General features: G+C 31.1%; 14 protein-coding genes. 9 read left to right on the forward strand and 5 right to left on the reverse strand.

Annotated elements, in window-relative coordinates:
* Positions 1–20 precede the first annotated feature (20 nt).
* Positions 21–1,211 (reverse strand): porin, encoded by a 1,191-nt coding sequence (locus EC396_RS00245; protein ID WP_129364690.1) that lies wholly within the window; start codon positions 1,209–1,211, stop codon positions 21–23.
* Positions 1,212–1,683: 472 nt separating this feature from the next.
* Between EC396_RS00245 and EC396_RS00250 the strand changes: the two genes are divergently transcribed.
* Positions 1,684–2,031, forward strand: coding sequence for a membrane-binding protein (locus EC396_RS00250; RefSeq protein ID WP_129364691.1), 348 nt, complete (start codon positions 1,684–1,686; stop codon positions 2,029–2,031).
* A 71-nt stretch (positions 2,032–2,102) separates the two neighbouring features.
* Here EC396_RS00250 and EC396_RS00255 read toward each other — a convergent pair whose 3' ends face one another.
* The 3 genes from EC396_RS00255 to EC396_RS00265 all read right to left on the reverse strand — a co-directional run bounded on the left by EC396_RS00255 (position 2,103) and on the right by EC396_RS00265 (position 6,686).
* Positions 2,103–3,302, reverse strand: coding sequence for a multidrug transporter (locus EC396_RS00255; RefSeq protein ID WP_129364692.1), 1,200 nt, complete (start codon positions 3,300–3,302; stop codon positions 2,103–2,105).
* Positions 3,303–3,340: 38 nt separating this feature from the next.
* The gene (locus tag EC396_RS00260; protein WP_129364693.1) at positions 3,341–6,169 is read right to left on the reverse strand and encodes a TonB-dependent receptor; all 2,829 of its coding nucleotides are present in this window, start codon (positions 6,167–6,169) and stop codon (positions 3,341–3,343) included.
* A gap of 133 nt (positions 6,170–6,302) precedes the next feature.
* Positions 6,303–6,686, reverse strand: a complete 384-nt coding sequence (locus EC396_RS00265; protein WP_129364694.1) for a carboxypeptidase-like regulatory domain-containing protein — start codon at positions 6,684–6,686, stop codon at positions 6,303–6,305.
* A 196-nt stretch (positions 6,687–6,882) separates the two neighbouring features.
* On the opposite strand from EC396_RS00265, the gene EC396_RS00270 reads away from it, so the two are divergent.
* Genes EC396_RS00270 through EC396_RS00280 form a run of 3 tightly spaced genes read left to right on the forward strand, consistent with a single transcriptional unit; the run spans position 6,883 to position 13,605 of the window.
* Complete coding sequence (locus tag EC396_RS00270; protein ID WP_129364911.1) at positions 6,883–8,214, forward strand: deoxyguanosinetriphosphate triphosphohydrolase; 1,332 nt, start codon at positions 6,883–6,885, stop codon at positions 8,212–8,214.
* A 23-nt stretch (positions 8,215–8,237) separates the two neighbouring features.
* Complete coding sequence (locus EC396_RS00275) at positions 8,238–12,386, forward strand: proprotein convertase P-domain-containing protein (protein ID WP_129364695.1); 4,149 nt, start codon at positions 8,238–8,240, stop codon at positions 12,384–12,386.
* 52 nt (positions 12,387–12,438) lie between these two features.
* Positions 12,439–13,605 (forward strand): alpha/beta hydrolase-fold protein, encoded by a 1,167-nt coding sequence (locus EC396_RS00280; RefSeq protein ID WP_129364696.1) that lies wholly within the window; start codon positions 12,439–12,441, stop codon positions 13,603–13,605.
* A 40-nt stretch (positions 13,606–13,645) separates the two neighbouring features.
* Here EC396_RS00280 and dxs read toward each other — a convergent pair whose 3' ends face one another.
* Positions 13,646–15,421, reverse strand: coding sequence for a 1-deoxy-D-xylulose-5-phosphate synthase (dxs, locus tag EC396_RS00285; RefSeq protein WP_129364697.1), 1,776 nt, complete (start codon positions 15,419–15,421; stop codon positions 13,646–13,648).
* A 154-nt stretch (positions 15,422–15,575) separates the two neighbouring features.
* Between dxs and EC396_RS00290 the strand changes: the two genes are divergently transcribed.
* The 5 genes from EC396_RS00290 (at position 15,576) to EC396_RS00310 (ending at position 18,771) form a co-directional block, all read left to right on the forward strand.
* On the forward strand, positions 15,576–16,136 hold the full coding sequence (locus EC396_RS00290) for an RNA polymerase sigma factor (RefSeq protein ID WP_129364698.1): 561 nt from the start codon (positions 15,576–15,578) through the stop codon (positions 16,134–16,136).
* 38 nt (positions 16,137–16,174) lie between these two features.
* The gene (locus EC396_RS00295; protein WP_129364699.1) at positions 16,175–16,627 is read left to right on the forward strand and encodes a hypothetical protein; all 453 of its coding nucleotides are present in this window, start codon (positions 16,175–16,177) and stop codon (positions 16,625–16,627) included.
* Positions 16,628–16,721: 94 nt separating this feature from the next.
* On the forward strand, positions 16,722–17,279 hold the full coding sequence (locus EC396_RS00300) for a hypothetical protein (RefSeq protein WP_129364700.1): 558 nt from the start codon (positions 16,722–16,724) through the stop codon (positions 17,277–17,279).
* 104 nt (positions 17,280–17,383) lie between these two features.
* Positions 17,384–18,229, forward strand: coding sequence for a hypothetical protein (locus EC396_RS00305; RefSeq protein ID WP_129364701.1), 846 nt, complete (start codon positions 17,384–17,386; stop codon positions 18,227–18,229).
* A gap of 92 nt (positions 18,230–18,321) precedes the next feature.
* Positions 18,322–18,771 carry a nucleoside deaminase gene (locus EC396_RS00310; RefSeq protein ID WP_129364702.1) on the forward strand — a complete coding sequence of 150 codons (450 nt, stop codon included), beginning with the start codon at positions 18,322–18,324 and terminating at the stop codon, positions 18,769–18,771.
* The last annotated feature ends 123 nt before the right edge of the window (positions 18,772–18,894 follow it).

Raw genomic sequence — 18,894 nt, forward strand, 5'->3', positions numbered from 1 at the left:
TTGTTTTCTTTTTGTAGTTTTTAGAAATGGATATCAAATTGCAATCTCCACATAATTATATCATTTGCAGGATTGATATCTAATACACTTACGTCTGTTTGAACTTTTAATTTATGTCCAACAATAAATTTTGAAACACCTAAAGTATATTGATTTTCAGGAACTTTACCAGTTATAGCTTGGTCTAATTTTACATTAGAGTATCTACCTGTAACTTCCCAGTTGTTTTTAAATAAATAACCACTTTGAAGGTTGTAACCGTGACCAACCTGAACAATATCACCTGTTTCGCTTCCATCAGAATTTGTTGCAATTGGGTTTTTAGCATCTCTGTTTGCATATTCACCCATAAAACTAAATCCTTTGTACTTAAACATAGCATCTACAAATACATCATTAATATTTGTTTCGTATAAACCATAATCGGTTGTCATATAAGATCCTTGGTTTCCTCTAACTCTTACAGCGTTGTTGTTTAAGTTATAGGTTGCAGCAATAGATAATTTAGGTTTAGGTTCTCTTTTTAAATCTGAACCAGAATAATCTCCTTTACTGCTAAAATTACCAAATGGCAACAATTCAACACGACCTGTATATTGAAAACCACCTTCGTTTCCTGTAACTACATTACGACCTTCTCCTTGTGAAATTGAAAGAATTTCTCTAATTACAAATTGATCAGCAATGGTAAAATGATGTCTTAATTGAACACCCATATCCCTGTCAATGTTAAATCTTGCATTTAATATAGAACGGTCTACCAATTGTAAATCTGCTGAAGAAATTACACGTTCTCTGTTTCCAGGAAGTTTTGTTTGACCGAACCAAAACTCTAGATTTTTAGCAAAATTATATTTCATAACGGCATCCATAATAATTCTAGGTGTATTTCCTGTGTATACAGAAGTTCCAGAAATATCTCTATTGGCTAACCCTAATTCAAGTTTGTATTTAAGTTTTGGAGAAAAAGCAAAACCATCAAATTTTAAACGTGCTCTACGTACTAAAAGATTGGTTTGGTTAGACTCACCTTCTTCCCAAATTGAAGTTCCTAAAAATTGTACTCTGGCGCCTATATTCATAGACCAGGTACTGTCTTTTCCTACTAAATTAAAGATTCCTTTTCCAAATTTTGGAGCGTTTGTTTCTTGAGCACTTACAATAACCATTGTAAATGTAAATAATACAAGTAGTGTATTTTTTAATTTCATTATAAAATATATTTAGTTTTTAGTCAGTGCAAAGAACTTGTTACAATGTTAACTAAATGTTAAGACTGTGTTATTATAAAGGTAATATTTAAAATTAAAAAAAGCTACCCTTTAGAACAAAGGATAGCCTTACATTTCAAATTTAAAAGTTGACTAAAACTAAATATTATTGAAATGAAATGTTTTGTGGAGTAAATTAATTCAATGTTCAAATATCATACGTAAAATTGATTTTAAAGTAATCAAAATATTATGTAATTATTAAGAATTGTTGCTTGAAAAAAGATTGTTTTATAATATCCAAATTTTTGGGTCTATTATAATACAATTGTAATATGTTGATAAACAGTAATATAAGTGTATTTTTAAAAAACTTAATGTAAACTTAACGTTAACAAAACGTAAAATGAATGTAAATTAGGTAATTTTAAACTATCAAAATAAAAGGAATGTTCATTTAAAAATCTTAGATATGAAAAAATTAATTTTAGCAGTTGTTTTAATGTTTAGTATAACTGCATTTGCACAAGAACAAAAAGTAGCGTACAAAAAATTGGATAACAATTTAACGCAGGTAACGTATTATTTTGCTGATAATAGTGATATAATACAAAGAGAAGGTTTTTTTAATGCTGATGGAAAACTGCAAGGAACCTGGATTAGTTATGATGTTGATGGTAATAAAATAGCCATTGCAAATTATAACAATGGTGTAAAAGAAGGTGTTTGGATGTATTTTAAAGAAGATAAAGTAAATGTAGTTACATACAATAATAACAAAATTACCAATGTTGAAGAAAAAGCATTGGTTGTAAATTAAACCCTAAATTCTTTAATAAAAAAAGGGATGCTAACAACGTTAGCATCCCTTTTTTGGTTTTGTAAATAATGTTAGTTAACTGTCCAACCAGCTCCCCAAGTTGCATAATCAGTTCCTGTTCCATTACCAATACCTGAAACCAAATCAGCTTCAGTAAAAGTAGCAGCAGTTTGATTTACTACTTTTGTAGTTACATTGTTAAAAGTAATGTCGTTTAAGTGTAATGTTTTGTCAACAGCCCAAGTACCAGTTGGATTGTCTCCACCATCACCTTTTAATTCAGTTCCTTTTCCAAAATCATTTAATACAATATTTGTAAAAATTCCTTTTGTACCTGCTCTTAATCTAATAGCTTCACTAGTAGCAATATCTGCTGCAAAACCATAAACTGTTGCATTTGTAATAGTTGGTGCCGACCAAAATTTAGGACTAGCATTGTTACCTATATCAGTATTGTAACCATCAGCTTCAAAAGCTTTATCGTGATCTACACCTTGTTTAATGTATGCGTTTGTTACGTTACCACTAAAACCTTCTGTCCAGTCAATTGAATCATCTTGTGCATTGATTACAGAAACGTAATTTACATTTACAGTTCCACCAAAAAACTCTAAACCATCATCTAAACCTTCAAACATTTGAATGTATTCAACAGTTGTTCCATTTCCTACTCCATAAAAAGAGAAACCGTTGTTTTCAGATTGTCCATCAGCTTTTCCTCCTGAATATTGTACACGAACATAACGAATAGTTCCTGAGTTATCTGCAGCATTGGTACCACCGTAAGGTAAACCTCCAATTTCTGAAGTTGAAGTTCCTGAAGAAACCGAGTTGATTGGTGCTTTACCTAATAAAATCAATCCACCCCAGTCTCCAGCTTTTGGAGCAGTTGAGTTTGATGTCATAACAATAGGTGCGCTTGCAGTTCCGTTAGCTTCAATTTTTGCACCTTGAGCAATGGCAATATAAATATCAGAACCTGAAGCCAATGCATTAATAGTTGTACCTGCTTCAATAGACAATGTTGTACCACTTGCCATTACCAATGCGCCATTTAAAATGTAATTGTTTTTGGCTAATAAATCTAAATTTGAAGTGTAAGTACCAGAAATATAAATAGTTTCTGCACCTGGATCTGTTGATCCGCCACCGTTAACGATGTTTGTTACAGAATTATCTGTATTGTTAATAATAATATCAGCAGTATCATCTTCACCGCAAGATATAAATAGCGTTGAAGCTATTGCTAAAGTTAAAAATGTATTCTTCATTGTTTTTAAATTATTTAAATTAATTGAGTTCATAATTGTTAAAAGTTATATTTTAATTGTAATCCTAAGTTCATTCCTTGTTTGTAGTTTTCTAAAACTACTTCTTGGTTATTTGTAATTTCTCTTATTATTTTGACATTTGGATTTAGTAAATTTTTTGCTCTAAAGTTTAGTTGAAAATGTTCCCCTATTTGATTTTCCCAAACAAAGTCTAATGTTGAAAATCCTTTTTCAATTTTATTACCTAACTGACCAGAACCTAAAGCAAAAATCCTATCTGAAAAGTAACTGTACACTAAGTTTAAAGTTGGAGAAACCTTTGTTCCAAAATTTGGTTTATAGTTTAAATCGGCATTAATTAATAATGGTGAAGCTCCTTGTAATTGTTCTGTTTTACGATTGAATGACGTACTGTAAACTCCTTGAACTGTTGAAAATAAATCTTGTTCAGTATACATATAAGAAACATTAAAACCTGTTGAAAGTAAGCTGTTACCTAAATTATTGTCTAGTATATTTTTTCTAACCTCTAATTCTAAACCAGCAATTTGGGCTTTGTCACCAGTTCTAAAATAACGTTGAGTACCTGTTGCATCATTGGCAACTACTAAGTTTACAGGATTTTTAATTTGTTTTGCAAAAGCACCTAATGAAATAATTTCATCAGAGCTTATAAACCATTCGTATTTTAAATCAAGGTTTAAAACATCAGAATATGAAACATCTTTTACGTTTACATAGTTTACACCTGTTTGGTGACCTAATATATCTGGATTTCCACCAACTCTTTGGGTAACACCTTCATATACATAAGGAGCCATTTCTTTAAATTCAGGAAAAGAAACTGTATTGCTATATGAAAAACGCAAGTTCATTTTATCGTTTAAAGCATATCTAACATTTACACTTGGTAAATACAGGTTTTCGGTAACTTCAATAGATCCTGGATTTACAATTAGGTTAATTACATCGTATGAAATACTTTGGTTAAACCATTCGGTTCTAACAGCTGGTACAATTAACCATTTTCCAAAATTTAATTCGGCTGAAGCATAACCAGAAAATACTGTTAAATCTGCATTGTAAGTGTTTTCTAGTAACCCTGGATTGTTTGTTGGGCCTATAAAAAATACGCCTTCACCTTCTGGATATATTGGTCTAAATACATCTGTTTCGTACAAACCATCAGCCCAGTTTTTAGCATTAAAAATGGCATTAAAGTCTTTTGGATTGATATTGAAATTTGGATCTATATTTTTGTATCCGTAACGAATGTTTTCAAAATTACGTGTTTTGTAACGGTCTGTAGCGCCTAAGTTTAGCGTAAATTCGTCTGAAACAATTAGTTTAGCATTAAACCTTCCGTTAAATTCTTCATCTATAATTCGTTCAAAATAACGTTGGTTGTCAAATGAATTGTTTGAATAAAACGATGGCGATGTATTTGGGTCGTTGTCTAAATAATTATAATATTGCTCTAAAGACAAACGTTTTCTGTCTGGTTCGTGAGAAAATACATTGTTATAACCCAATCCCCAGTCTATAATTAACTGATCGTTATTTACTTTATGTGTTCCCATCAATTGATTTACAAAAACCATATTTTGGTTAAATTGCGAATTCATTTGATAAAAACCTGCATCAGAATTGATCATTGCATCTCGGTTTGTACCTAAACCTTTTACGCCATAATACCCAACTTCATCTTTACCACTATTTATAAATAACGAATTGTATGACAATTTATGTTGGTCGTTTATTTTGTAAATTAAGTTTCCCATTACTGTTGAAATTGTTGAATAACTGTATTTATCAACATTTGGAAATGATTTTTTTAGCACATTGGTATAATCTGCTTCTGAACCTTGTAAAAAAGAATATTGGTTTTGAAATGAACCTGTAAGAAAAAAGCTAAACTTTCCTTTTTCACCAACATCAAATGATTTTCCGCCTGAAGCGCTAATACCTGTATTTATTGGAGCATATCCTTTAATAGGATCTGGACCGTGACTTATTACAATAGCAAACGGATTGTGGTCATATCGGCCATAAAAACCAAAGAAACCTGTACCGCCATTTTTTACAAAATTTTGATCAACAGCATTTGTGTTTATGCCAGATTCTAGAGCGACTTCAATAAAACCGTTTCCGGTATATTCTTTTGAATTTACATTTACATTTCCTGCAGCAAAATCTGCATAAAAATTAGCTGAATAAGCTTTACTTACATCAATATTTTGAATAATGTCTGAAGTAAATAAATTTAAATCTATGTTCTTTTTATTGATATCGTTTGAAGGCATAGTTAAACCATTTAACGATGTACTAATGTAGCGATCGCCTAAACCTCTAACATATACGTTACTTGTTCCTTCTTTAGAAATTCCTGAAATTTTGGTAACAGCTGCTGCTGCGTTGCTAATTCCTTTACGAGTTAACTCTTCACTACCAATACTTTGCTTAATTTCAACCGCCTTTTTTTGTTCAGTTAATAAAGCGCTAACAGACTCTTTATTGGTAGAACCTGTTATTTGTATTTCACTAAGTGAAACACCTTCGCTTGCACTTAAAGTTTTATTTAATACAATATTTTGTCCTGCTTTTACAACAACATTTTTTTCTTCAATAGTTTTGTAACCAATAAAACTAAAAACAACGGTGTAAGTTCCTGGGTCAACTTGTAAAGTGTATTTTCCTTCAAATTCTGTTGTAGTTCCAATGCTTGTTCCTTTAATGTATACATCGGCATAAGGTAAAGGCGAATTGTCAAATTCCTTATCTAAAATAGTTCCCGAAATAGTTCCTTTAGATTGGCTAAAAGCAACTGTATTTATCAGTAGTAAAAGTGCTATATAAATTTTTTTCATTTGTTCGTTAATTTCTTGCAGCAAAGAAATGTTAGTAACGTAAATGAAAAGTTAAGCAGTGGTTATAAAAAGTTAATGATAGTGTTAATTAAAGGTTAACAACTAAAACCTTTAATAAAATGACTTTGTTAACTTATTTTAATTGAGAAATTAACACAGGCATTTCAGGCGTTAAAGCATTCAAAAATTGTGTGTTAGTTGCAATTGAATTTGGTTGTACTTCAATGTTTTTAACTTCAATAGTTTCATAACCAATAAAACTGTAAACCAATGTATAAATACCTGGTTTTAGGTTAAATGAATACGAACCGTCTATGTTTGAAGTAGTTGAGATATTGGTGTCTTTTATTTCAATAGTAACAAATGCCAAAGGTTCATTATTGGCTTCGGTATCTATTATTGTTCCAGATATTGTTCCGTTTTTGGTTTGTTCAGCAATTAAAGAACCTACTTTAAATGTTTGACTGTAAGTTGTTAAACCAACTAATAACACTAAAATTACCAAAATTCGTTTCATAATATACCTTGTATTTTTAATATTACAAATCACGAGATTGTATGTTAACTGAAGGTTAATTATAAGTAATTAAAATGTGTTTTTAAGGTTAATTTTTATAAATCTAATTAAAAGTATTTTGAAGTGTAAAAATAAAATTGCTAAAAATATTTTTGCTGAAAAAGAATTATCTTGCGACAAATTATTTAAAATGAAAATGAATTGGAGCCAACTGTTATCTCTTAAAAGATTTGGAGATACTGAACCAAGATTAAGAAAAAATCAAAACGAAACTAGAATTGCTTTTGAAGTAGATTATGACCGAATTATTTTTTCGGATTCGTTTAGAAGTTTGCAAGATAAAACACAGGTGGTACCACTTTCTAAAACCGATTTTGTGCACACCCGTTTAACGCATAGTTTAGAGGTAAGTGTGGTGGCGCGCTCGTTGGGTAGAATTGTAGGTGAAAAAATACTGCAAAAATACCCCGATTTGGTTGAACAAGGTTATGGAATTAACGATTTTGGTGCTATTGTGGCTTCTGCAGCCTTGGCGCATGATATTGGAAATCCGCCATTTGGACATAGTGGAGAAAAAGCCATTGGAGAATATTTTAAAAATGGAAACGGACAACAATATAAAAATCAAATTACTGATAAAGAGTGGCAGGATTTAATTGATTTTGAAGGCAATGCAAACGGATTTAGAATTGTAAATGAAAGTAAGCAGGGTATGGAAGGCGGTATCCGTTTGTCGTACGCAACTTTGGGTGCTTTTATAAAATATCCAAAAGAATCGTTGCCAAAAAAACCAACAACTCATATTGCCGACAAAAAATATGGTGTTTTTCAGTCCGATTTGCCTTTTTTTAATGAAGTAGCTCAAGAATTGGGATTGATTTCAACAGGAAGCAAAGGAAATACTGCGTTTAAAAGGCATCCATTAGCGTATTTGGTTGAAGCTGCCGATGATATTTGTTATACCATTATCGATTTTGAAGATGGTATTAATCTAGGTTTGATTGATGAAGAATTTGCGCTGGAATATTTGATAAAACTAGTAAAAAACAATATCGATTCTAAAAAATACCATCAGTTGGCATTTAAAAAAGACAGGTTAAGTTATTTAAGGGCTTTGGCTATTGGAACACTTATTAATGAAGCTGCAGCTATGTTTTTGGCTCATGAAGATGAAATTTTAAGTGGTAATTATTCTTTTTCATTATTAGATAAATGTAATTATGAAGCGCAAATAAATGACATCATTAAAATTAGTGTCGAAAAAATATACCAAAGTCGTGAAGTTGTTGAAAAAGAGCTGGTTGGTTACTCAATTATAGCCGCTTTACTTGATGTGTTTGTTTCAGCAACCAACCGAAAATTTGAAAACAATTTAACAAACTACGATAAGTTAATTTTAAATTTATTGCCTGAAAGTCTTCAAGAACCAAAAGAAACTTTGTACTTAAGAATTTTAACAATGTGTGGTTATGTGGCAAGTTTAACCGATGGTTTTGCATTGCAATTGTATAAAAAGATAAAGGGATAAATAAGATCTCAAATTTAAAGACTATGAAAAATAAATTTCCCCAATTTTTATTAGTGTTGTTTATAGCAGTTTTAACAACTACTTTCTTTTATTTTCAAAACGAAAAAAACACAAATAATTTAACTGAAATAATCAAACTAAGGCAGCAGTATCAAAATTATTTGGATAATAGTCCGTTTAAAAAAACTTTACAACTTTCAAAAGCTGAAAGAAAAGCATTGGGCATACCCCCTAACAAATACTACGAACGTGAGTGGGAATTAACTATGAATCCTGCAACAGGTTTTCCAGAGCCAAACAAAGTTTTAGACATTCAAAATAAACGAAATAGTATTAAAAATCGTGCACCTGGTGATGGAGACGTAACCAATAATTGGGTTGATAGAGGTCCAAACAATGTTGGTGGCAGAACTCGTGTTATTTTATTTGATCCCAATGATGCCGATAAAAACCGAGTATTTGCAGCTGGTGTAAGTGGCGGATTGTGGGTAAATGAAGACATTACTAAAAACACTTCGTGGACTTTGGTTGACGGTGTTCCTGGAAATATGAATATTTCATGCATTACTGTAGATCCTAACAATTCTCAAATTTGGTATTTAGGAACTGGAGAACAATATACTTTTGGCGCTGCAGTTGGAAACGGTGTTTATAAAACAACCAATGGTGGTGCTAATTGGGTAAATGTACCAGTTCAATTGGCAGGTGGGGTTACTTCTGGTAGTAATTTTGCAGGTTTGTATTTTATCAACGACATTATTGCTTGGGACAATGCAGGTTCAACAGTGTTATTTTTAGGTGTTGGCTCTCATATTTATAACGACGCTTCAAGTCCGTCAAATTGGTTAGGTTATCAAAATGCAGGTTTATACACTTCAACCAATAATGGTGAAAACTGGATTAGATTAGAGAACGAAGATTTAAAATTAGACGCAAATAGTAGTTATTTTACCATTCCAAACGATTTTGAAATTGGAGCAGATAATACATTGTGGATGGGAAGTATTGAAACCTACGGAACAGGTAAAGGTAGAGGCAAGGTTTTTAAATCTTCTAATGGAGTTGATTGGAGTTTGGTAACAACTTTGGCAAGTTCAAATAGGGTAGAGTTGGCAGTTTCTTCAACAAATAAAGATAAATTATATGCTTTAACTCAAGGTACAACATCTTCAGATCCGCCACATATTTATGCAACTACCGATGCTTTTGCAACTGTAATTGAGTTGGCAAAACCCGATGCTGCCGATACAGATATAAATTCATCTGATTTTACACGTGGACAAGCGCATTACAATTTAATGATTGAAGTTGATCCAACAAACGATCAAATTTTTTATGTTGGTGGTATCGATTTGTTTAGAACAACTCAAGGTATAGATATAACTTCAGCAACTGACTGGGAACAAATTTCAAAATGGTCTAACAATAACAATATGGCTACACTTACCTGTTCTAAAGTACATGCAGATCAGCACGTTTTTACTTTTAGACCAAACAAAAACAATGAAGCTGTAATTGGTTGTGATGGGGGTGTTTATTATGCTTCAGATTTAGCAAATGCCAAAAATAACGATGTTTTTTCAGTAAGAAATAAAAATTACAATGTTACACAGTTTTACGCCGGTAGTTATGGTCAAGATCCGCTAAACGAACTAATATTAGCGGGTGCACAAGACAACGGTACTCCGTTTATAAAAGCAGCCATACCTGGGGCAAATTCAAGTATTGATATAACTGGTGGTGATGGTGCTTATAGTGTTATTGATAAAGATGGTGACTATATGATTGTCTCTTATATTTACAATGAACATTACTATTATAAATTGCCTTATAATGGCACTTTTGAATATGAAATAGACAGTGGTAGTCCGCAACAAGGAGATTTTATCAATCAAGCAGGTTTAGATCATAATCTGAACATTATGTATTCTAATGGTGGGAGCGGAAAAATTAACAGGTATATTTTAGGTATAGATGCGGTAGTTAAAAAACAATTGTCAGATCCATTATTTACTGGTTCTGCAACAGCATTTAAGGTTTCGCCTTACACAACAACAAGTACTACTTTATTGGTTGGAACAGACAGTAGCAAATTGTTTAAAATAACAAATGCAAATAATAGTGGTGTTGGTAGCATTGGATGGACGCAATTTACGGTTCCTTTTGTTGGAAGTGTTTCTGACATTGAATTTGGTACAACTGAAAACGAAATTTATGTAACCATGCATAACTACGGAGTTACAAGTGTTTGGTATACTGCTGATGGTGGTGTAACTTGGGAAAATAAAGAAGGCAATTTACCCGATATGCCAGTAAAATGTATTTTGCCAAATCCGTTGGTTGCCAATGAGGTTATTATTGGAACAGAATTGGGTGTTTGGTCTACCAAAAATTTTAACGATGCTTCGCCAACTTGGGTAAGTTCTTATAACGGAATGCGAGATGTTAAAGTAGTGGATTTAGATTTAAGAACTGCCGATAACAGTATTTTAGCAACCACACATGGTCGCGGTGTGTTTACAGGTAAGTTTTTAGCTGCTGAGTTTAGTATTTCGACCGAAAATGAGGTTGTTACAACTTGCGCTTCAACAGCTATATTTAACTTAGATTTTAATACATATCCAAGTTATAATACAAAAACTACTTTTACTGCTACTAATTTCCCTGCGGGTGTTACCGTTAATTTTAGCCCAACATCATTAAATGCTGCAGGTTCTTTTACTATGGAAGTAAGTAATATTAGTTTGCCAATTGGAGAATATCCTATTACTATTGAAGGTAGCGGATTGGGGACTTATACCGCAAACATTATTTTAAAAGTAGTAGATCCTTCAACAATAAATACAGTAATGCCAACAGCGCCATTAAACGAAGCTACAGCTGTTGAAATTGATAATGTTGATTTTACTTGGGATGCTATTGCTATGGCAACTTCATATAATTTTGAAATTTCAACAAATGCCGGATTTACTTCAACAGTTGAAACGGCTAATGTTAAAAATAACAATTACACATTAAAATCTGTATTAAATCCAGGGACAGTTTATTATTGGAGAGTGAATGCTGTAAATAGTTGTGTAACAGGTATTTTTTCTGAAGTTCAAAGTTTTCAAACGGCTATTAATTGTAATGTTTTTAGTAACAATACTGCAATTGCCATTCCCGATGGTTTGGGTGCAAATGTAGATGGTTTACCAGCAATTTCGGTAATTAATGTTCCTTCAAATATTTTAATAAGTGATTTAAATATTACCTTAAATATTACACATACTTATCCGGGAGATTTAAAAATTATGTTAAAATCACCTTCAAATACTGAAATTATATTGTATCAATACAATTGTGGTGATGAAGACAATATTCTTGTAAATTTTGATGATGCTGGTTCAACAACTTATAATTGTGGAAGTTTTATTCAAACCACAGTTAAACCTGTACAAGCATTGTCTGGGTTTGCTGGAGAAAATGCACAAGGAAACTGGACTTTAAAAATAGTTGACAATTACAATGGTGATGTTGGAAATTTAAATTATTGGTCTATTGAAGTTTGTGAAAATAAAACAGTTACAGCATCGAATCTTGTAAATAATCCAATTACCGTTGGAACAAATAGTAGTTATATTATTACAAATAACGATTTAAAAGCCGAAAGTATTGGTTCAACAACAAGCCAACAAGTTTTTATGCTTACACAATTACCAGCAGTTGGAATTTTAAAATTAAATGGTAATGCTCTTTTAGTTGGTGAAACTTTTTCTCAAGCCGATATTGATGCTAATTTATTATCATATGTAAATAGCAGTTTTACTTCAACTGCCGATAGTTTTAAGGTTGATATTACCAATGCAACTGGCGGATTTTTACCAAATCAACAAGTTGATATTACCATAGATTCTGCATTGAACTTAAGCGATGATTTTTTAACTAAAGCAGGTATTTTAATTTATCCAACAGTGTCTAACGGTTATTTTTCAATAGCTTCAACAAAAGCAATAGGTAAAACAACTGTTGAATTATTTGCGGTAAGTGGTCAAAAGGTATTTTCAGAAAAATTGGATTTTTCATTTGGCAATGTAAGTCATATTGGCGCTAGCCAATTAGCGCCAGGAGTTTATGTTTTAAAATTAACTTCGGAAGAAATTGTGGGCACTAAAAAAATTGTAATAAAGTAAATAAAATACAGGCACAATGTATATCAATTGTACCTTTAATAAAAAAATTGAAATGGGTTTTAAATTAAAAATTATTGTGATTTTTTTATTTTGCAATACTATTTTTGGGCAAGAAATAGCAACTATTCAAAAAATAAAAATTAATTCAAAAATATTAAATCAAGAAAGAGAAATATTGATTTATACACCGCAGAGTTACACTGAAAACACCTTGGTTTTTTATGATGTTATTTATGTATTTGATGCTCAAAACAGGGAGTTTTTTGATTTTACACACGCTGCAATAAGTTTTATATCAAATGCAACAAAAAAATATATTGTAGTTGGAATAACGTCTCCTTATATTGAAAATTTGGATTATGCTAGAAATAATGATATGTTACCACTTCCAAAGCATGAAAATCAAAAAGAATTTTATAATGGATATAATGGGAATGCAGATAATTTTTTGAATTATATTAAAAATGAAGTTATGCCATTTGTTAATTCAAATTTTAGAACAAGGCCTTATAACTTAGCAATTGGGCATTCATTAAGCGCTTCTTTTATTTTGTATTCAATGTTTAAAGAACCAAATTTATTCAATGACTATTTTGCGATTTCACCTAATTTGGCTTATGATAAAGAGAGTTTGGCAACTATGTTTTTAGACTTTAATTCTCAAAATATTAATAATCAAACATTTTTGTATTTAAGCAATGCAAATGAAGGTGAAAATTATTGGAAAGAATGGCTTACAGCCAGAAATAAGGTTTATTCCTTTTTGGAAAAGACTAAAGATTTAGATCAAATTAATGTCGTAATTAAAAAATTTCCAAACGAAACGCATTGGTCTACATTTGCTCCAAGTTTTATAGCTGGTTTTTCTGAATATTTTAAGTATTTAGAAAATAAAAAAATTAAATATTCAGATGAAACTTATGAAATTACTTTATTGGTTAAAGTACTTAATAAGGATGATGAAGTTTTTGTGACAGGAAATCAAAAAGCCCTTGGAGATTGGAATCCAAATTCAATTAAAATGAATTATAAATCTGAATTTGAGCGAGAAATTAATTTAAAAGTAAAGACACCGTTAGAATTAAAATTTACAAGAGGTTCTTGGGAAACAGAAGGTTTGGTTAAAAACATAAACGATTACGTTAATTTATATATTAACCCAATAAAGCAACATAAATTTGAATTTGAAATTTTAGAGTGGGCTGACCAAATGGAATAAAATCTAAGTTGAAAAGCTCAACGAATCGTTTATAAAAATTTTAATTCATCAACTCAAAAAGTAAGTTTTTAATAGCTTCTTTAGATAAGTTAATACTTTCAAATAGCTGATTTACAGTTCCTTGCTCTATAAAATTATCGGGTATGCCAAGGTTTCTAATGGTTTTGTTATGGTAATTATTTTCTGAAGCAAAACGCACAATAGAGCTTCCAAAGCCGCCAATAACACTACCATCTTCAACAGTTATAATGGTGTCAAATTTTTTGAAAATATGGTGTAACAGTTCAGTATCTAAAGGTTTTATAAAACGCATATTGAAATGTGCAACTGCATTTTTTGGTAACTCTTTTTGAAGTTCAATAATGGTGTTTCCTATAGTTCCAACACTTAAAACAGCAATTTTTGAACCTTCAGAAATACAAGTTCCTTTTCCAATTTTAATGGTAGAAAAAGGTTGTTTCCAATCAGTTGTAGTTCCTCTACCACGTGGATATCGAATTGCCAACGGAAAATCAATACCCAATTGTGCGGTGTACATCATATTTCGCAATTCAATTTCATTTAAAGGAGCAAAAATTACCAAATTCGGAATGCAATTTAAATAAGCAATATCAAAAACACCGTGATGTGTTGCGCCATCTTCACCCACAATTCCGGCGCGATCTATGCAAAAAATAACAGGTAAATTTTGTATGGCCACATCGTGAATAATTTGGTCGTATGCACGTTGTAAAAAAGTAGAATAAATAGTACAAAAAGGCATCAAACCTTGAGTTGCCATACCAGCAGCTAAAGTAACCGCATGTTGCTCGGCAATACCAACATCAAAAGCTCTTTCAGGAATTTGATCTATCATTAATTTTAACGATGATCCGGTTGGCATTGCAGGTGTAATTCCCACAATTTTTTTATTTTTTAAAGCCAGTTCAAGAATGGTTTTACCAAAAACATCTTGATATCTTGGCGGTAAAATTTCATTGCTTTTAGCAGCTAGTTCTCCTGTAATTTTATCAAATTTTCCGGGCGCATGGTATTTTACCTGATCTTGTTCGGCTTTTTTAAGTCCTTTTCCTTTGGTGGTAATTATATGTAAAAACTTTGGACCTTTTATGGTTTTTAAACGCTCTAATTCGGCCAATACAGCTTCAATATTATGACCGTCAATTGGGCCAGAATAATTAAAATTTAAAGCTTCAATAATGTTATTTTTTCTAACTTTTTTACCCAATTTAACATTGGTAAAATAATTTTTTAAAGCACCAACACTTGGATCAATTCCCATAGCATTGTCGTTTAAAATAATCAGCAAATTGGCATCGGTTACACCCGCATGATTTAAACCTTCAAAAGCCATTCCGCTGGCAATTGAAGCATCTCCAATTACAGCAATATGTTGTTTTTCTAAATCTCCATTAATTTTTGAAGCAATTGCCATTCCTAAAGCAGCCGAAATGGATGTTGAAGAATGTCCTGTTCCAAAAGCATCATATACACTTTCGGTTCTTTTAGGAAAACCAGAAATACCACCCAATTGTCTGTTGGTATGAAATAAATCTTTGCGTTCGGTTAAAATTTTATGTCCGTAAGCTTGGTGACCAACATCCCAAATTAACAAATCATTGGGTGTGTCAAACACATAATGCAGTGCAATTGTTAATTCAACTACGCCTAAACTAGCGCCTAAATGACCTTCTTTAGTAGCCACAATATCAATAATAAAATCGCGCAACTCTTTAGCAACTTGCTTAAGCTGGTTTTTAGAAAGTTTCCTAAGATCTTTCGGATTGTTGATTTGTGCTAATAAATTGGTTTTCATTTCATGCAAAACTACATTTTTTTGAATTTAAATGTCACTTAGTTTATAAAACTTATATGGCTTTAAAAAAAATATTGGTGTAATTTTAAACTATCAAACTTTTAAAGGGTCTAAAATTATTACAAGCGGTTAAGTTTGGAAATAGGTTTAATTTATGAAAAACGAATCTGAATTTATTGGAAAATTATTAAGTGCCAATCAAAGGGATGAGGCATTTAAAAAATTATTAGACTTGTATCAAAAGCGTTTGTATTGGCATATTAGAAAAATAGTAATTACCCATGAAAATGCCGATGATGTGCTTCAAAATACTTTTTTAAGAGTTTATAAAAGCTTGCCAAATTTTCAGCAAAAAAGCACTTTATCTACCTGGATGTTTAGAATTGCTTATAACGAATCACTGCGTTTTTTAGAGCAAAATAAAAATAAATATTACGATTCTGTTGAAGAAGTTCAGCAAAAATATTTGAATAATTTAGTGTCAGATTCTTATTTTGAAGGAGATGAGGTGCAATTAAAATTGCATCGTGTATTGGCTCAATTACCTGAAAAAGAACGACAGATTTTTCAAATGAAATATTACGATGATTTAAAATTTAGGGAAATTGCCGAAATTACAGAAATAGCAGAAGGAACCATAAAAACACTTTATTATAAGTCGGTTGGTTTTATTGAAAAACAAATGCTAGATGCAGAACTTTTAGTTAAAAATTAGGTCTAAATAGTAGCTAAACAATTTAAAAAATCAAAAAAATGGATTCAAAAGAAAAAAATATAGATAAAATACACAAAAAAGAGCTTGGCTTTGATTTGCCCGAAGACTATTTTTTAAAGTCTAAAAACCAAATTTTATCTAAAGTTTCAACAAATAAAGAGACCAAAATAATTGCTTTATTAAAGCATAAAATGGTTTGGTTTGCTGCAGCTGGTATTGCATTGATTTTTGCTATAGCAGTTTATAAACAACAAGCAATTCCTTCAATAAAAAATATGCCAGTATTAGTTTTAGATACTTTAAATACTGATAAAAATTTGAATATGGCTAACTATTCTTTTTTTGAAGAAGACGTTTTAATTGCTTCACTTTTTGTAAGTGATAACAATGTTGAAATTTTTGTAAGCAATGCTTTTATTGAAGATGTTGTGACCGATGAATATTTAGACGAATTTATAGTTGAAGAACTAATGAATGAGGATTTATTTTGAAATTAAATACTTCAACTAAAACTTTTTAAAACCAATAGGGTCTAAACAATAGAACGTTCAAAATAATTAAAATTAACAATTAAAATAATATAAAATGAAAACTTTAAAATTAATAGCAGTTATAGTAGTTGTTTTACTAACAGGAATTTTTACTGTTGAAGCTCAAGAAGATAACAGAGCAGATATGCAGCCTTTAATGAAAAATTTGACTGAGCAGCAAAAAACACTTTTACAAGAACAACAAAATTTAATGAAAGAACAAAGAGAGGCTTTTAAAGCAACTTTATCGGCTGAGCAATTGGCGATTTTAGAAAATCAGGAACTTTCAAAAGAAGAAAGAACACAAGCTTTAAGAAGTACTTTTACCGATGCTCAAAGAGAGTTGATGACTCAAAACAGAGAAAGAACACAAGTTTTAAAAGAACAGTTTAGAAACTCAATTACTTCAGAGCAACGCCAACAATTACGTATGAATATGCGTGCAAATAATGGTTCTGAAACTGGTAACGAATTAAGACAAAGAGTAAGAGAACAACGCCAAACAAAAAGTGGTGGCAATGGCGGAGGTACTGGTACTGGTAGTGGTGCAGGAAACGGTGGCAGTGGTAGCGGAGCTGGAAATGGAGCTGGAAACGGAAATGGTTCTCGCTAATAAAGAATAATATTTATAATAAGTGGTTAAGATTTCTTAGCCACTTTAAATTTTTTTAAATGAAAAGGTTACTTGTTTTTCTCTGTTTTTTTTCAAGCATTTTTTTGGCGAATTCTCAAGAAATTCCTTTTGAAAAAAATGAAGTTGATGAAATTGTAGATGACCTTTTAATTGAAGATTCATTCAACGATTTGTTGATTTCTTTAACAAATTTTCATTTTTTATATTTTTCATTAAACTACAGCAGTGATACTTATTTTTCGGGGCGCGCTATTGATGTAGATCAATTCAATCTTACACCTCAAATTACGTATATGAATTCCAAAGGTTTTTACGCCAGTATTTCAAGCATTATTTACAGCGAATTTATACCACATTGGGATGTTACCAACGCAACTGTGGGTTATGGAAAAAATGTTGGAAAAGATAAAATATTTAGATTTTACGGTTCTTTATCGGGTTATTTATATTCAAATAATGATGTTGAAGGCTTGTACAACGGCACTGCAAATGCAGGAATTGGAATTCAAAATAAAAAGAGAACGTTGGGTACCCAAATTTCAGGTTCATATTATTTTGGCGGAGAATCAACCTTTCAAATTGTATCTCGCAGTTATGCCAGTTTAAAATTACTTAAAACACCCAAACACAGTTTAAAATTTAGGCCGCAATTAAGCTTTATAACCGGTACGCAATTGGTTGATATTGGTAGTTTACCACTTCAAAAGGAAGCTTTAATAAAGGAAACTCAGGCCAACGATGTAAATTTAACAAGCAATGTATATGCCTTAATTTACACACAATTAAATTTTCCGTTGCAATACAATTACAAGTCGCTAGACTTTGAAGTTGGTTATAATTTAAATATTCCAAACGCATTAGAAAACGAAACAGATTTAAAAAATACTGGTTTTTTTAATATTGCCATTGGCTATTTAATTGATTTATAGCAGATAACTTATTTTTTTAAGCTTCTTACTTTTTAAGTACAAGTTTTATTTTTATGATTGTTCATTGAAATAAAAAAAATTACTTTTGAAGTATGATGAATCCTTTTGATGATATTTATTTTATGAAGCGTGCTTTGCAAGAAGCGCAAATGGCTTTTGATAAAAATGAAGTTCCGGTTGGGGCTGTTATTGTAATTAACAATCAAATAATTGCACGCGCCCACAATTTAACCGAAACTTTGAATGATGTTACAGCACATGCCGAAATGCAGGCTTTTACCGCTGCAGCCGACTTTTTAGGAGGTAAATATTTAAAAGAATGTACCTTATATGTTACTTTAGAACCTTGTCAAATGTGTGCCGGAGCAAGCTACTGGACACAGATTGGCAAAATTGTATACGGTGCTTCTGAAGAAAAAAGAGGTTTTATAAACCTAAAAACCACGTTACATCCAAAAACAATTGTTTTAGGTGGTGTTTTGCAAAAAGAATGTAGTGAGTTGTTAACTCGTTTCTTTATTGAAAAACGAAATTTAAATTGATTTTAGGTTAAATTTTAAGATGTTTTAAAAGTCCATTTTTATTGCTAAATAGTTACATTTAGCAGTAGCTACAATCAATAAATTGCAATTCAGTTAAAAAACAAATGCTCAGCCACTAACAAC

This window comes from Lutibacter sp. HS1-25 (assembly GCF_004121075.1).
Taxonomy (GTDB): domain Bacteria; phylum Bacteroidota; class Bacteroidia; order Flavobacteriales; family Flavobacteriaceae; genus Lutibacter.